The following is a 15111-nucleotide window of genomic DNA, read 5'->3' as shown; positions in this document are numbered from 1 at the left end:
GCGGGTCCGGTGCCCGCCGCTCGATCCCTCTTCGGTCCTAGTAGCCGAAGTCCTGCGTCCACCAGGGGCCGCCGGAGCCCAGGTGGACACCGACGCCCAGCGTCTTGAAGTCGCAGTTCAGGATGTTGGCCTTGTGGCCGGGGCTGTTCATCCAGGCCTCCATGACCGCGGCCGCGTCGGCCTGGCCACGGGCTATGTTCTCGCCGCCGAGGTCGGATATCCCGGCCTTCGCGGCCCGGTCCCACGGGGTCGCCCCGTCCGGATCGGTGTGGTCGAAGAAGCCGCGCGCGGCCATGTCGTCGCTGAACTTCTCGGCGAGCTTCGACAGCGCGCTGTTGGCGGAAACGGCGCTGCACCCGACCTTGGCCCGCTCCTCGTTGACCAGCGCCAGCACCTCGGCCGCGGCCTGCGCCTCGGCCGAGACCGTCACCGGGGACTCGGGCTTCTCCGGTGCCTCGGTGGCCGTCTTCGACTTGGACGGAGTGGTCTTCGGCTTCTTCGAGGGCGTGGCCTGCGGCTTCTCCGTGGCCGTCTCGGTCGGCGACGCCGACGCGGTGGAGGTGGAGGGGGAAGGCGTCGGCGAGACCGAGGGCGAGGTGGACCGGCCGGAGTCGCGGCTGGTAGACGTACCACCGCGTTCGGTGTCGGCGGCGGAGCCGGACGTGCCGCCCTGCTCGGAGGCCGAGTTGGTCGGGGAGTCGGCGGCCTGCACCTTGTCGCCCGAGCCGCTGCCGCCGCCGAGCTGGTAGTTGTCGAGACCGGGCACCACGCCCGTGGCCACCGCGACGGTGCCGATGGCGACGGCCGCGGAGACACCCAGCAGGCCCGTCTTGACCGGTGTGGCGACCTTGCGCTTGCGGCGGCGGCCGGCCGCGGCCCGGTTCGAGCCCGGCCGCAGGTCACCGTCGTCGGGCCGGAAGCCGTCCACCGAGAAGACCGCGGTGTCGTCGTGGGCGTACTCGTCGCCGGTGGCGTACAGGTACTCCCGGCTTCTGGCGACGGAGTCGGCGTACGCCTCCGGGTTCAGATACGGCGCGATGCCCATCGTGGGGCGCTCGTCGGCGTACGGGTCCTGCGGGGTGTGACTGTCCGCGTGCGAGCCGTGCGTCTGTGTGACCCCCGTGGCGCGGCCCGTGGCGGCGCGGCCGGCGGCGGAGCGTCGGTGGCGTCCCATGTCCTTGCCTTCCTCGTCCAAGCGGTGTTCCCAGCGGTCGGCCGAAGTGCTGGGGCGACGCGCGCCTCCTGCGCCCTCTGGTCAACCTGACTCACCCGATCGAGTGAGTTTCATATGAGAATCATTGGGTGGGGACGGTACCGCATGGCCCTGGGGGAGGAAGTGCCCCGAGCGACTTTGCCCGGTTAGGTTGCACCCATGAGCGAGGATGTACGGCTGGTCGCCTGGGTGCGCGGAGATGTCCAGGGTGTGGGTTTCCGCTGGTTCACCCGGGCCAAGGCGCTGGAGATCGGCGGACTGAGTGGTTTTGCTCTCAATCTGGCCGACGGACGGGTTCAGGTCGTAGCGGAAGGGGCCCGGGAGGGCTGCGAGGGACTGCTCGGGTGGCTCCTGGGTGACGACACGCCCGGGCGGGTGGACGGCGTCACCGAGATATGGGACACACCGCGCGGCGGCTACGACGGCTTCGCGATCCGCTGAGGAATTCACGCGGAGCGACCCGGAACGGACGCCGGTACATGCCAATGGCACCTGCCCCAGCGAAAAGGGGCAGGTGGTTGCCAAGAATTGCTTGCGGTGGAGGGCTCCGCACGTCAGGATGATCGCCACGCCCCGAGGGCCCCGCAGGAGTCGCAGCGCCGCCGTTCAGGCCGCGCGCCACCGGGATGCCCGCCAATACGGGGCGTGATCGTGTTGACCGTCAAACTTTTTGGTGAGACGCTGAAAGCACCCCGCGCACCTCAGCTGTTTGGCATGGATGAACGGCAGCACAACCAAGATCCTGGCAAGCACCGCGGGTGCGAATCCCTCACGACCCACACCGCTTCGGTCGGTCACTCATTGTGGAGGACCATCCATCATGGCAAAGGCGCTTCTCGGTTACGTCGGCGGCTCCGACCCGCGACTCCTCGCCGAGATGCGACGGCTCCAGCAGCGTGTACAGGACCTGGAATCCGAGCTCGGACGGATCCAGGCCGAGAACGACGCGCTGACGGCTGCCGCTTCTCACGAATCGCTTCTGGAGAGCATCGACGCACGCCAGGCGGAGCCTGCGCTCACCTGATCGCTGCACCGCTGCACAACGGCACACGCAGTGGTCGGGCGGCTCATCTCACCGCGTCGGACCGCTAAGTTGTCAGAGTTTGCAAGGGACGCTTCGGCGTCCCTTCTTTCTTTCCCCCGCCTCGTCTTTCCCGCCGTCGTCCTGCTCGCTCTTTTACTTCCCCCGCGCACCCTTTCAGTCTCTTAACGTTTGGTGTGCCCTGCGCGTTCATGGGTGAAACCGCGGGTTCATGGAGTGAGACACCCCCGGAAGGTAGAGTCCAGCGCCGTGCACCTCAAGGCCCTGACCCTCCGGGGGTTCAAGTCGTTCGCTTCGGCGACCACGCTCAGGTTCGAACCGGGGATCACGTGCGTCGTCGGACCGAACGGCTCGGGCAAGTCCAACGTCGTCGACGCGCTCAGCTGGGTCATGGGCGAACAGGGCGCGAAGTCGCTGCGCGGCGGCAAGATGGAGGACGTCATCTTCGCCGGCACCACCGGCCGCCCCCCGCTGGGCCGCGCCGAGGTGTCCCTGACCATCGACAACTCCGACGGGGCGCTGCCCATCGAGTACGCCGAGGTCACCATCACGCGGATCATGTTCCGCAACGGCGGCAGCGAGTACCAGATCAACGGTGACACCTGCCGGCTCCTCGACATCCAGGACCTGCTGTCCGACTCCGGCATCGGCCGCGAGATGCACGTCATCGTCGGCCAGGGCCAGCTCGACTCCGTCCTGCACGCCGATCCGATGGGCCGCCGCGCCTTCATCGAGGAGGCCGCGGGCGTCCTCAAGCACCGCAAGCGCAAGGAGAAGGCGCTCAGGAAACTGGACGCGATGCAGGCCAACCTCGCGCGCGTGCAGGACCTGACCGACGAACTACGGCGCCAGCTCAAGCCCCTCGGCCGTCAGGCCGCCGTCGCCCGCCGCGCCGCCGTCATCCAGGCCGACCTGCGCGACGCCCGCCTGCGCCTCCTCGCCGACGATCTCGTACGGCTGCGCGAGGCCCTGCGGACCGAGGTCGCCGACGAGGCCGCCCTCAAGGAGCGCAAGGAGGCCGCCGAGCAGGAACTGCGCAAGGCCCTCCAGCGGGAGTCCCTGCTGGAGGACGAGGTCCGCCGGCTCGCACCGCGCCTCCAGCGCGCCCAGCAGACCTGGTACGAGCTGTCCCAGCTCGCCGAGCGCGTCCGCGGCACGATCTCGCTCGCCGACGCACGCGTGAAGAGCGCCAACTCCGCGCCGCCCGAGGAACGCCGCGGCCGCGATCCCGAGGACATGGAGGGCGAGGCCGCCCGGGTCCGCGAGCAGGAGGCCGAGCTGGAGGCCGCCCTCGAAGCGGCCCAGCACGCGCTCGACGACACCGTCTCCCACCGCGCCGACCTGGAGCGCGAGCTCGCCGTCGAGGAACGGCGGCTGAAGGACGTCGCCCGGGCCATCGCCGACCGTCGTGAGGGCCTGGCCCGGCTGAACGGCCAGGTCAACGCGGCCCGTTCGCGTGCCGCCTCCGCCCAGGCCGAGATCGACCGGCTCGCCGCCGCCCGCGACGAGGCCCAGGAGCGGGCCGTCACCGCGCAGGAGGAGTACGAGGAGCTCAAGGCGGAGGTCGACGGCCTCGACGCGGGTGACCAGGAGCTCGGGGAACAGCACGAGGCGGCCAAACAGCGGCTCGTCGAGGCGGAGGCCGCTCTCACCGCCGCCCGCGAGGCGCTCACGGGGGCCGAACGCAGCCGCGCCGCGACCCAGGCCCGCCACGAGACCCTCGCGATGGGCCTGCGCCGCAAGGACGGCACGGGCGCGCTGCTCGGCGCACGGGACCGGCTGAGCGGACTGCTGGGTCCGGCGGCCGAACTGCTGACGGTGACGCAGGGGTACGAGGTCCCCCTCGCGGCGGCCTTCGGGGCGGCGGCGGACGCCCTCGCCGTGACCGGTCCGTCCGCGGCCGCCGAGGCGATCCGCCTGCTGCGCAAGCAGGACGGGGGCCGGGCCGCGCTGTTGCTGAGCGGCGCTCCGGACGACGTACCCCAGGAGCCGCGGGGGACCGAAGGGCCGCGGTACGCCGCCGATCTCGTCCGAGGCCCCGCCGATCTCCTGCCCGCCGTACGGCGTCTCCTGCGGGGGATCGTCGTCGTCGGCACGCTGGAGGACGCCGAGGAGGTCGTCTACGCCAGGCCCGATCTGACCGCCGTCACCGCCGAGGGCGACCTGCTGGGGGCGCACTTCGCGCACGGCGGGTCCGCCGGCGCGCCCAGTCTGCTGGAGGTGCAGGCGTCCGTCGACGAGGCCGCGGCCGAGCTCGAGGAGCTGGCCGTGCGGTGCGAGGAGTTGACCGGTGCGCAGCTCGCGGCGGGGGAGCGGCGCAAGGAGTGTGCCGCGCTCGTCGAGGAGTCGGGGGAGCGGCGGCGGGCCGCCGACCGGGAGAAGTCGGCCGTGGCCCAGCAGCTCGGGCGGCTCGCGGGACAGGCGCGGGGCGCCGCCGGTGAGGCCGAGCGGTCCACGGCGGCCGCGGCGCGGGCGCAGGAGGCGCTGGACCGGGCCGTGGAAGAGGCCGAGGAGCTGGCCGAACGGCTGGCCGTCGCCGAGGAGATGCCGGTCGAGGAGGAGCCCGACACCTCCGCACGCGACCGGCTCGCCGCGGACGGGGCCAACGCCCGGCAGACCGAGATGGAGGCGCGGCTCCAGGTCCGTACGCACGAGGAGCGGGTGAAGGGGCTGGCGGGGCGGGCCGACTCGCTGGACCGGGCCGCGCGGGCGGAACGCGAGGCACGCGCGCGTGCCGAGCAGCGGCGGGCTCGGCTGCGGCACGAGGCCGCCGTCGCGGAGGCCGTCGCCTCCGGTGCGCGCCAACTGCTCACCCATGTCGAGGTGTCGCTCGGACGGGCCGAGGCGGAGCGGGTCGCCGCCGATGCCGCCAAGGCGCGGCGCGAGCAGGAACTGGCCGCCGCCCGCACCGCCGGGCGCGACCTCAAGGCCGAGCTGGACAAGCTGACGGACTCGGTCCACCGGGGCGAGGTGCTCGGCGCCGAGAAGCGGATGCGGATCGAGCAGCTGGAGACCAAGGCGCTGGAGGAGCTGGGGGTGGAGCCCGCGGGGCTCGTCTCCGAGTACGGACCCCACCAGCCGGTGCCGCCCTCGCCGCCCGCCGAGGGCGAGGTGCTGCCGGAGGACCCCGAGGACCCGCGCAACCAGCCGAGGCGTTTCCTGCGGGCCGAGCAGGAGAAGCGACTGCGGGCGGCCGAACGCGCCTATCAGCAGCTGGGCAAGGTGAACCCGCTTGCCCTGGAGGAGTTCTCCGCGCTGGAGGAGCGGCACAAGTTCCTCAGCGAACAGCTGGAGGACCTCAAGAAGACCCGTGCCGACCTCCTTCAGGTCGTGAAGGAGGTCGACGAGCGGGTCGAGCAGGTCTTCACCGAGGCGTTCCGGGACACCGCCCGGCAGTTCGAGGGTGTGTTCAGCCGGCTCTTCCCGGGCGGCGAGGGGCGGCTGATCCTGACCGACCCCGACAACATGCTCACCACGGGCGTCGACGTCGAGGCCCGGCCGCCCGGCAAGAAGGTCAAGCGGCTCAGCCTGCTCTCCGGTGGCGAGCGGTCGCTGACCGCCGTCGCCATGCTGGTGTCGATCTTCAAGGCCCGGCCCAGCCCGTTCTATGTCATGGACGAGGTCGAGGCCGCCCTCGACGACACCAACCTGCAGCGGCTGATCCGGATCATGCAGGAGCTCCAGGAGTCCTCGCAGCTGATCGTGATCACGCACCAGAAGCGCACGATGGAGGTCGCCGACGCGCTGTACGGCGTGTCCATGCAGGGCGACGGTGTGTCGAAGGTCATCAGCCAGCGTCTGCGCTGAGCGGCCCGGAGCGGGGTATCCGAAAGCAAGCCCCGAGCGGTTCTTCAAGAGTTGAACACATGCTCCACACGTGTGCGCTGAAAAGTCACAGTCACCCCCTCTTGACTTCGACACTTGAAGGCATAGTCTCGGCACCGTTGCTTTTACCTTCAGGTACCACCTATCTGGAGGTGTTGATCCCGTCGGCGGCGTTGCCGACGGCCCGAGGAGTTGAACGTGACCAGCACAGAGCAGGCACAAAAGTCAGGAGCCGGGACGGCTCACCCCGATCATCTCGGGCACGTCATCTTCATCGCGGCGGCGGCCGCGATGGGCGGCTTCCTCTTCGGCTACGACAGCTCCGTCATCAACGGCGCGGTCGAGGCCATCCGGGACCGCTACGACGTCGGCTCCGCGGCCCTGGCGCAGGTCATCGCCATCGCCCTGATCGGCTGCGCCATCGGCGCCGCGACCGCCGGCCGCATCGCCGACCGCATCGGCCGCATCCGGGTCATGCAGATCGCCGCCGTGCTGTTCACCGTCAGCGCCGTCGGCTCGGCGCTGCCCTTCGCGCTGTGGGACTTCGCCGCGTGGCGGGTCGTCGGCGGCTTCGCCATCGGCATGGCCTCCGTCATCGGCCCCGCCTACATCGCGGAGGTCGCCCCGCCCGCCTACCGCGGCCGCCTCGGTTCCTTCCAGCAGGCCGCGATCGTCATCGGCATCGCGATCTCGCAGCTGGTCAACTGGGGTCTGCTGAACGCCGCCGGCGGCGACCAGCGCGGCGAGCTCATGGGCCTGGAGGCCTGGCAGGTCATGCTGGGCGTCATGGTGGTCCCGGCCGTCCTCTACGGTCTGCTCTCCTTCGCCATCCCCGAGTCCCCGCGCTTCCTGATCTCCGTCGGCAAGCGCGAGCGGGCCCGCGACATCCTGGAAGAGGTCGAGGGCGACAAGATCGACCTGGACGCCCGCGTCGCCGAGATCGAGCACGCGATGAAGAGCGAGCACAAGTCCACCTTCAAGGACCTGCTCGGCGGCTCCTTCTTCTTCAGGCCGATCGTCTGGGTCGGTATCGGCCTGTCGGTCTTCCAGCAGTTCGTCGGCATCAACGTCGCGTTCTACTACTCCTCGACGCTGTGGCAGTCGGTCGGCGTCGACCCGACGGACTCGTTCTTCTACTCCTTCACCACGTCGATCATCAACATCGTCGGCACCGTGATCGCGATGATCTTCGTGGACCGCGTCGGCCGCAAGCCGCTGGCCCTCATCGGCTCCGTCGGCATGGTCGTCGGCCTCGGGCTGGAGGCCTGGGCGTTCTCCTTCGACCTGGTCGACGGCAAGCTGCCGGCCACCCAGGGCTGGATCGCCCTGATCGCCGCCCACGTGTTCGTCCTCTTCTTCGCCCTGTCCTGGGGTGTGGTCGTCTGGGTCTTCCTCGGCGAGATGTTCCCCAACCGGATCCGTGCCGCCGCCCTCGGCGTGGCCGCCTCCGCGCAGTGGATCGCCAACTGGGCCATCACCGCGAGCTTCCCGTCGCTGGCCGACTGGAACCTCTCCGCGACCTACGTGATCTACACGGCCTTCGCCGCGCTCTCCATCCCGTTCGTCCTGAAGTACGTCAAGGAGACGAAGGGCAAGTCGCTGGAGGAGATGGGCTGAGCCTCCCGAAGAGGCCCCCGAACTCGAGGAGCCGGGCCACATCCCCGCTGCCCGCTCCTCGATACCCGTAGGACGTGCTGCCCCGGCTCACCCGTCGAGCCGGGGCAGCACGTTCTCGCAGAACAGCCGCAGTCCGCGCCACCCCTCCGCCGTCGGCATCCCGCCGGCCAGCGGATGCAGGACGAGGTTGTCGAGCCCCTGCGCCACACACTCGTCCGGTGTGAGGATCCGGTAGACCCCCTCGTCCCGGAGTTCCTGGACGCTGCCCGCCGCCGACCGCACCGCCGAGCGGATCTCGCCGGACTGCCAGGAGGCGTACGTCCGTGCCTCGTGCAGGAAGTGTTCGCCGTACTCGGCCCACGCCCGGTCCGGATCCTCGGCGATGTGCAGCAGCGGGGTCTCGGCGGCCGGCATCATCGTCCAGCCCTCCGTCCCGTACTCCACGAGCCGCTCCTTGTAGTACGCCTCCAGCTCCGGAAGGTGCGCGCTGGGGAAGAAGGGCAGGCCGAGCCGGGCGGCCCGGCGGGCGGCCGCCTTCGAGGAGCCGCCGACCAGCAGCAGGGGGTGCGGTGCGGAGGACGGACGCGGGGTGACCCGTACGGTACGGCCCCGGTACTCGAACTCCTCGCCGGTCCAGGCCTTGAGCAGGGTGTCGAGAAGCTCGTCCTGGAGCCGCCCGCGCCGCTTCCAGTCCACCCCCGCCCGGTCGTACTCCTCGGGCCGGTACCCGATTCCGGCGACCGTGACCAGCCGGCCGCCGCTCAGCAGGTCGAGCACCGCGATGTCCTCGGCCAGCCGCAGCGGGTCGTGCAGCGGGCCGATCACCGCCGAGACGGTGACCGCGAGCCGCCGGGTCGCGCCGAGCACGGCGCCCGCGAAGGCGAACGGCGACGGCAGCCAGTTGTTCTCGGCCCCGTGATGCTCCTCGGTCTGTACGGTCGTGACCCCGCACTCGTCGGCGTACGCGGCCATCTCCAGAGCGGCCCGGTAGCGCACACCGAGCTCGGCCGGGGTCGCGCCGGGAGCGACGAGGTTGAAACGGACGACGGTGACGGGCATGGGAGGCCCCCCTTCGGCGGATGTGGGGGACCGTAGCTGACGATGTGTCAGATGGCCATGGGTCGGTACGCGCCGGCGGTACGCTCCGGCCATGACCCGAGCCGTCGTGCCGACCGATCCCCGGGGCGAGGCCGAGCGGGGGCGCGTCGCCCTCTGGCTCGACCCCGACGATCTGCGATGGCTCGCCGAGCACTGCTGCTGTCCCGCGGACGCGCCCGCGGAGGTCGAGGACCGCTGTCTGCGCCTGCGCTTCCGGGCGAGGGCCGCGCTGCACAAGAGCGGGCCGACGGACTGACGCGCGGCCGGGTCGCCACCCGCACCGGCGGGGAGGGGTCACGCATACTGGACGGGTTATGGAAACCGTCATCCTTGCTGTAGTCATCGCCGTGGTCGTGCTCGGTGTGCTCGGCGGGCTCGTGGTCGGCAGCCGACGGAAGAAGTCGCTGCCCCCGCCGCCCCCCACCGCGCCCGACATCACCGCCCCTCCGGCCGAACCGCATGTCGGCGACGAGGCCGAGACGCCGCGCGACGAACCGCGCCGCACGATAGAGGAGGTGGATCTTCCCGACGGCGGCTCGACCGGCACCGCCGTCGAGGAACCGCCCGTCGGCCCCCCTCTCGAGGTTCCCGAGCTCGAGATCCCGGAACCCACCGAGGGGCGGCTGGTCCGCCTCCGCGCCCGTCTGTCCCGCTCGCAGAACGCCCTCGGCAAGGGCCTGCTCACGCTGCTCTCCCGCGAGCACCTCGACGAGGACACCTGGGAGGAGATCGAGGACACGCTGCTCACCGCCGACGTCGGCGTGCAGCCCACCCAGGAGCTGGTCGAGCGGCTGCGCGAGCGCGTCAGGGTGCTCGGCACCCGCACCCCCGAGGAGTTGCGCAGCCTGCTGCGCGAGGAGCTGCTCACGCTGGTCGGCACCGAGGTCGACCGCACCGTGAAGACCGAGCCCGAGGAGCGCAAGCCGGGCATCGTGATGGTCGTCGGGGTCAACGGCACCGGCAAGACCACCACCACCGGCAAGCTCGCGCGGGTGCTCGTCGCCGACGGACGGACCGTCGTCCTCGGCGCCGCCGACACCTTCCGCGCCGCCGCCGCCGACCAGCTCCAGACCTGGGGCGAGCGCGTCGGCGCGCACACGGTGCGGGGCCCCGAGGCGGGCGACCCCGCCTCCGTCGCGTTCGACGCGGTGAAGGAGGGCAAGGAGATGGGGGTGGACGTCGTCCTCATCGACACCGCGGGGCGGCTGCACACCAAGACCGGGCTCATGGACGAGCTCGGCAAGGTCAAGCGGGTCGTCGAGAAGCACGCGCCGCTCGACGAGGTGCTGCTCGTCCTCGACGCCACCACCGGGCAGAACGGGCTCGTCCAGGCCCGTGTCTTCGCCGAGGTCGTGAACATCACCGGCATCGTCCTGACCAAGCTGGACGGCACGGCGAAGGGCGGCATCGTGATCGCGGTCCAGCGCGAGCTGGGCGTCCCGGTCAAGCTGATCGGACTCGGCGAGGGCGCGGACGACCTGGCGCCCTTCGAGCCGGAGGCCTTCGTGGATGCCCTTATCGGCGACTGAGGGCCGTCGGCCACCGCGCGTGGACCGCGACCATCCGTCGAGGTCCCACGACGGCGATCAGCCGGATCCGCGAGATGAGCGGCGCCGGTCCAGGTGTGAAGAAGTGAGAAGCGCCCGCCCCCAGGTGCAGTGGGAGCGGGCGCTCGGCTGTGTGCGCGCCGTACGGTACGGCTCAGGCGCGCGACCGGTGGGCCAGATAGGCCAGGGTGCCCAGCAGCAGGCGGGCCTGAGGCGGGCGGGTGGCCGAGTCCAGTGCGGGTGGGCGCAGCCAGCGCACCGGGCCGAGCCCGCCGCGGTCGGAGGGCGGAGCCGTGATGCAGGTGCCGGGGCCCAGGCCGCGCAGGTCCAGGGCGGTCGGGTCGTCCCAGCCCATGCGGTAGAGCAGCCCGGCCAGTTCGGCGGCGGCGCCGGGCGCGACGAAGAACTGGGTGCGGCCCTCGGGGGTGGCGGTGACCGGGCCGAGGGGGAGACCCATGCGCTCCAGCCGGACCAGGGCGCGACGGCCGGCGGGCTCGGCGACGTCGATCACGTCGAACGCGCGCCCGACGGGCAGCATGACCGCGGCGCCCGGGAACTCCGACCAGGTCCTGCTCACGTCGTCGAGCGTGGCCCCGGCGGGGACCCGGGGGGCGAACGCCAGGGGATGCGCGCCCGGTTCGCGACAGTCGGAGCGCCCGCACGAGCAGGCGCCCGCCGCGGCCCGCGCGCCGGGCACCGCGTCCCAGCCCCACAGTCCCGTGAACTCGGCGACGGTGGTGCACTCGGACGAGCGACCGCGCCTGCGCGCGCCGGAGCGGATCTCGCGAATGCCGCCGATCGTGAAGCCCATGCCCCCTCCAACGGGTTCGACGCACCGATGGTTACGCAGCGATCGATCGTCGTGACTCTGTGTGCTTCCGCTTCCCGTCGACCGCTCGATCCAGGCAGCGCCTGGAAGCGCTCCGGGTGGTGTGTCGGGCGGCGCGCGCCCCTGGGTGCTTCGCTCCGCCCACTCCCGGCTGTCCTATGTCAAGTGAATCGCGTACGAGCCACCGGGAGTTCATTCGAAGGGGTGGCGAATGGTGGCGTTTCCGGGATCCTCGTGGCCGGAGCCGTGATCGTAGGATTACTTTGAGTGTGCGGGTCCTGGAGGCACATGCGCTTGTGGGTATGCCGGAGGCAAGTCGTCTTTCCGTTCGAAGGGTGACAAGTACCGTACGGCAGGCCGTATTTACCGGCATTCTGATAAGGCTTGGCGCACTCAGTGACAAGTGGTCTCAGGGATGGGGGCGTTCCAGTGAGCGGCAACGGCGGAAGCGGAAACAACGCTGCGGGTGGGGACAAGCGCCCGAACGAGCTGCTCTCTTCGTGGTTCGTGCGCAGCGGCTGGTCGAAGGGTGAACTCGCCCGTCAAGTCAACCGCCGCGCACGCCAGTTGGGCGCCAACCACATCTCCACGGACACCTCGCGCGTGCGTCGCTGGCTGGACGGCGAGAACCCCCGCGAGCCCATCCCGAGGATCCTGTCCGAGCTGTTCTCCGAGCGGTTCGGCTGTGTCGTCTCCGTCGAGGACCTCGGGCTGCGCGCCGCGCGCCAGGCGCCCTCCGTGACCGGCGTCGACCTGCCGTGGACGGCCCCGCAGACGGTGGCCCAGCTCAGCGAGTTCTCCCGCAGCGACCTGATGCTGGCGCGGCGCGGCTTCCTCGGGACCTCGCTCGCGCTGTGCGCGGGCCCGTCCCTCATCGAGCCCATGCAGCGCTGGCTCGTCCCCTCGCCGCCGGCCCCGCTCGAGGATCCGGACTCGGTCCCGACCAGCCGGGCCCGCGGCCGGCTCTCCCGGCCCGAGCTGGACCTGCTGGAGTCCACCACCGTGATGTTCCGGCAGTGGGACGCCCAGTGCGGCGGCGGGCTGCGCCGCAAGGCGGTCGTCGGGCAGCTGCACGAGGTGACGGACCTCCTCCAGGAGCCGCAGCCCGAGTCCACCGCGAGGAGGCTCTTCAAGGTCGCCGCCGAACTGGCGGAGCTGGCGGGCTGGATGAGCTACGACGTGGGGCTCCAGCCCACCGCGCAGAAGTACTTCGTGCTCGCCCTGCACGCGGCGAAGGAGGCCGGCGACCGGCCGCTCGGCAGTTACGTGCTGTCCAGCATGAGCCGCCAGATGATCCACCTGGGCCGGCCCGAGGACGCCCTGGAACTGATCCACCTCGCGCAGTACGGCAGCCGGGACTGCGCGAGCCCGCGCACCCAGTCGATGCTGTATGCGATGGAGGCCCGCGCCTACGCCAACATGGGGCAGCCCGGCCGGTGCAAGCGGGCGGTGCGGATGGCCGAGGACACCTTCGCCGAATCGGACGAGTGGGACGAGCCGGACCCCGACTGGATCCGCTTCTTCTCCGAGGCCGAGCTCTACGGCGAGAACAGTCACTCGTTCCGCGACCTCGCCTATGTCGCCGGCCGCAGCCCCACCTACGCCTCGCTGGCCGAGCCCCTGATGAGCAAGGCCGTGCAGCTGTTCGCGGGCGACCACGACCACCAGCGGTCGTATGTGCTGAACCTGATCGGCATGGCCACGGTGCACCTCCTCCAGCGCGAGCCCGAGGAGAGCGCCACCCTCGCCACCCAGGCCATGAAGGAGGCCAAGAAGGTGCGCTCCGAGCGCGTCAACACTCGTATCCGAAAGACCGTCGACAGCGCCGTACGCGATTTCGGGGATCTCTCCGAGGTCGTGGACCTGACCGAGCGCCTCACCATCGAGCTGCCCGAGACGGCCGAAGCGGTCTGATCCGGCTGATCCACAGAGCACAACCCTGGACTCCGGCCGCGGCCGGCCCTCCCGAACTGCCCGACTCGGCTCCCCCATGCCAGGTCATTCGGAAGGCCGCCCGCGGCCGGTTTATTGCGTTCTCCGAAGGTTGCGCCACGATAACGATCCATTCGACGAACATCAGCCAGTTCATCGAGGCGTAACGCACGAGGCGCCTTCGTCACAGCGGCGAAACAACGAGGGGCGTCCACCGAAACCGCGCTGCGCGAATCTCATGGCGCATAACCGGCCCACCCCTCACGACCCGCTCTGGCTTCGCCCGCACGGGGCCGTACCTACGACGAGGAGACGCCGATGGCACAGGCCGCCATCACGCTTGCGGCGGACGCACCCACGCTGTCGTCCGCGAACACAGGCTTCATGCTCATCTGTTCCGCCCTGGTACTGATCATGACCCCGGGCCTCGCCTTCTTCTACGGAGGCATGGTCCGCGTCAAGAGCACGCTCAACATGCTGATGATGAGTTTCATCAGCATCGGGATCGTCACCATCCTGTGGGTGTTGTACGGCTTCTCCCTCGCTTTCGGTACCGATTCCGGCAGCCTCATCGGCTGGAATTCCGACTGGGTCGGTCTCAGCAACATCGGCCTGACGGAGCTGTGGGACGGCTACACCATCCCGATCTTCGTGTTCATGGTCTTCCAGATGATGTTCGCGATCATCACGCCCGCCCTGATAAGCGGTGCGCTGGCCGACCGCGTCAAGTTCTCCGCGTGGGCGCTGTTCGTCGCCCTGTGGGCCACGGTCGTCTACTTCCCGGTCGCGCACTGGGTCTGGGGCGCCGGCGGCTGGGCCTTCGAGCTGGGTGTCATCGACTTCGCCGGTGGTACGGCGGTGCACATCAACGCCGGTGCCGCGGCCCTCGGCGTGATCCTCGTCATCGGCAAGCGCGTCGGGTTCAAGAAGGACCCGATGCGCCCGCACAGCCTGCCGCTGGTCATGCTCGGCGCCGGTCTGCTGTGGTTCGGCTGGTTCGGCTTCAACGCCGGCTCGTGGCTCGGCAACGACGACGGCGTCGGCGCGCTGATGTTCGTCAACACGCAGGTCGCCACCGCCGCCGCCATGCTGGCCTGGCTCGTCTACGAGAAGATCCGGCACGGCGCGTTCACCACGCTGGGCGCCGCCTCCGGTGCGGTCGCCGGTCTGGTCGCCATCACCCCCTCGGGTGGTGCGGTCACCCCGCTCGGCGCGATCGCCGTCGGTGCCATCGCCGGTCTGCTGTGCGCCATGGCCGTCGGCCTGAAGTACAAGTTCGGCTACGACGACTCGCTCGACGTCGTCGGCGTCCACCTGGTCGGCGGTGTCGTCGGCTCCCTGCTGATCGGCTTCTTCGCCAGCGGCAAGGGCCAGTCCACGGCGACCGGTGTCTTCTACGGCAACCACTCCTTCGACCAGCTGTGGAAGCAGTGCGCCGGTGTCTTCGCGGTCCTCGCCTACTCGCTGGTGGTCTCCGCGATCCTCGCCTTCCTCCTCGACAAGACCATCGGCATGCGGGTGTCCGAGGACGACGAGGTGGCCGGCATCGACCAGGCCGAGCACGCCGAGACCGCATACGACTTCAGCGGGGCCGGCGGCGGCGCCGCCCGCACGACCGCCCTCCCGACCGCGGTCACCGACGCGAGCAAGAAGGTGGACGCATGAAGCTCATCACCGCCGTCGTGAAGCCCCACCGGCTCGACGAGATCAAGGAAGCCCTTCAGGCCTTCGGCGTCCACGGTCTGACGGTCACCGAGGCCAGCGGTTACGGTCGTCAGCGGGGACACACCGAGGTCTACCGCGGCGCCGAGTACACGGTCGACCTCGTTCCCAAGATCCGCATCGAGGTGCTGGCCGAGGACGACGACGCCGAGCAGCTGATCGACGTCATCGTCAAGGCGGCTCGTACCGGCAAGATCGGTGACGGCAAGGTCTGGTCCCTCCCGGTCGAGACGGCCGTACGGGTCCGCACCGGCGAGCGCGGCCCGGACGCGCTCTGACGGCAGAA

12 protein-coding genes are annotated in these 15111 nt (G+C 70.6%); 9 read left to right on the top strand and 3 right to left on the bottom strand.

What is annotated here, in order from left to right; genetic code table 11:
* Positions 1–37: 37 nt before the first annotated feature.
* The gene (locus OG933_RS13805) at positions 38–1174 is read right to left on the bottom strand and encodes a CAP domain-containing protein (RefSeq protein ID WP_405627313.1); all 1137 of its coding nucleotides are present in this window, start codon (positions 1172–1174) and stop codon (positions 38–40) included.
* Between the two features lie 198 nt (positions 1175–1372).
* Between OG933_RS13805 and OG933_RS13800 the strand changes: the two genes are divergently transcribed.
* From OG933_RS13800 to OG933_RS13785, 4 genes are all read left to right on the top strand, one after another.
* The gene (locus OG933_RS13800; protein WP_405627311.1) at positions 1373–1654 is read left to right on the top strand and encodes an acylphosphatase; all 282 of its coding nucleotides are present in this window, start codon (positions 1373–1375) and stop codon (positions 1652–1654) included.
* 379 nt (positions 1655–2033) lie between these two features.
* Positions 2034–2237, top strand: a complete 204-nt coding sequence (locus OG933_RS13795) for a hypothetical protein (RefSeq protein ID WP_020128723.1) — start codon at positions 2034–2036, stop codon at positions 2235–2237.
* A 267-nt stretch (positions 2238–2504) separates the two neighbouring features.
* Positions 2505–6062 carry a chromosome segregation protein SMC gene (gene smc, locus OG933_RS13790; protein WP_405627310.1) on the top strand — a complete coding sequence of 1186 codons (3558 nt, stop codon included), beginning with the start codon at positions 2505–2507 and terminating at the stop codon, positions 6060–6062.
* A 216-nt stretch (positions 6063–6278) separates the two neighbouring features.
* A complete protein-coding gene (locus tag OG933_RS13785; protein WP_362531470.1) occupies positions 6279–7697 on the top strand; it encodes a sugar porter family MFS transporter in 1419 nt (472 codons plus the stop codon).
* 87 nt (positions 7698–7784) lie between these two features.
* Here OG933_RS13785 and OG933_RS13780 read toward each other — a convergent pair whose 3' ends face one another.
* Positions 7785–8756, bottom strand: coding sequence for an LLM class flavin-dependent oxidoreductase (locus tag OG933_RS13780; RefSeq protein ID WP_362531473.1), 972 nt, complete (start codon positions 8754–8756; stop codon positions 7785–7787).
* Between the two features lie 91 nt (positions 8757–8847).
* On the opposite strand from OG933_RS13780, the gene OG933_RS13775 reads away from it, so the two are divergent.
* Positions 8848–9051 carry a hypothetical protein gene (locus OG933_RS13775; protein WP_362531475.1) on the top strand — a complete coding sequence of 68 codons (204 nt, stop codon included), beginning with the start codon at positions 8848–8850 and terminating at the stop codon, positions 9049–9051.
* A gap of 58 nt (positions 9052–9109) precedes the next feature.
* The gene (gene ftsY / locus OG933_RS13770) at positions 9110–10324 is read left to right on the top strand and encodes a signal recognition particle-docking protein FtsY (RefSeq protein ID WP_362531478.1); all 1215 of its coding nucleotides are present in this window, start codon (positions 9110–9112) and stop codon (positions 10322–10324) included.
* A 172-nt stretch (positions 10325–10496) separates the two neighbouring features.
* On the opposite strand, the gene OG933_RS13765 is transcribed toward ftsY, so the two are convergent.
* Entirely contained in the window at positions 10497–11153 is a 657-nt protein-coding gene (locus OG933_RS13765) for a bifunctional DNA primase/polymerase (protein WP_362531481.1), read from the bottom strand.
* Between the two features lie 447 nt (positions 11154–11600).
* Between OG933_RS13765 and OG933_RS13760 the strand changes: the two genes are divergently transcribed.
* The 3 genes from OG933_RS13760 (at position 11601) to OG933_RS13750 (ending at position 15103) form a co-directional block, all read left to right on the top strand.
* Positions 11601–13085 carry a hypothetical protein gene (locus OG933_RS13760; protein ID WP_405627309.1) on the top strand — a complete coding sequence of 495 codons (1485 nt, stop codon included), beginning with the start codon at positions 11601–11603 and terminating at the stop codon, positions 13083–13085.
* Between the two features lie 336 nt (positions 13086–13421).
* The gene (locus OG933_RS13755) at positions 13422–14768 is read left to right on the top strand and encodes an ammonium transporter (RefSeq protein ID WP_171399661.1); all 1347 of its coding nucleotides are present in this window, start codon (positions 13422–13424) and stop codon (positions 14766–14768) included.
* A complete protein-coding gene (locus tag OG933_RS13750; RefSeq protein WP_003997576.1) occupies positions 14765–15103 on the top strand; it encodes a P-II family nitrogen regulator in 339 nt (112 codons plus the stop codon). Before OG933_RS13755 ends, OG933_RS13750 begins: the two co-directional genes overlap by 4 nt.
* Positions 15104–15111 lie beyond the last annotated feature (8 nt).

This window comes from Streptomyces sp. NBC_00016, assembly GCF_045040885.1.
Classification (GTDB): domain Bacteria; phylum Actinomycetota; class Actinomycetes; order Streptomycetales; family Streptomycetaceae; genus Streptomyces; species Streptomyces coriariae.
This window is presented reverse-complemented; position numbering and strand designations above follow the sequence as displayed.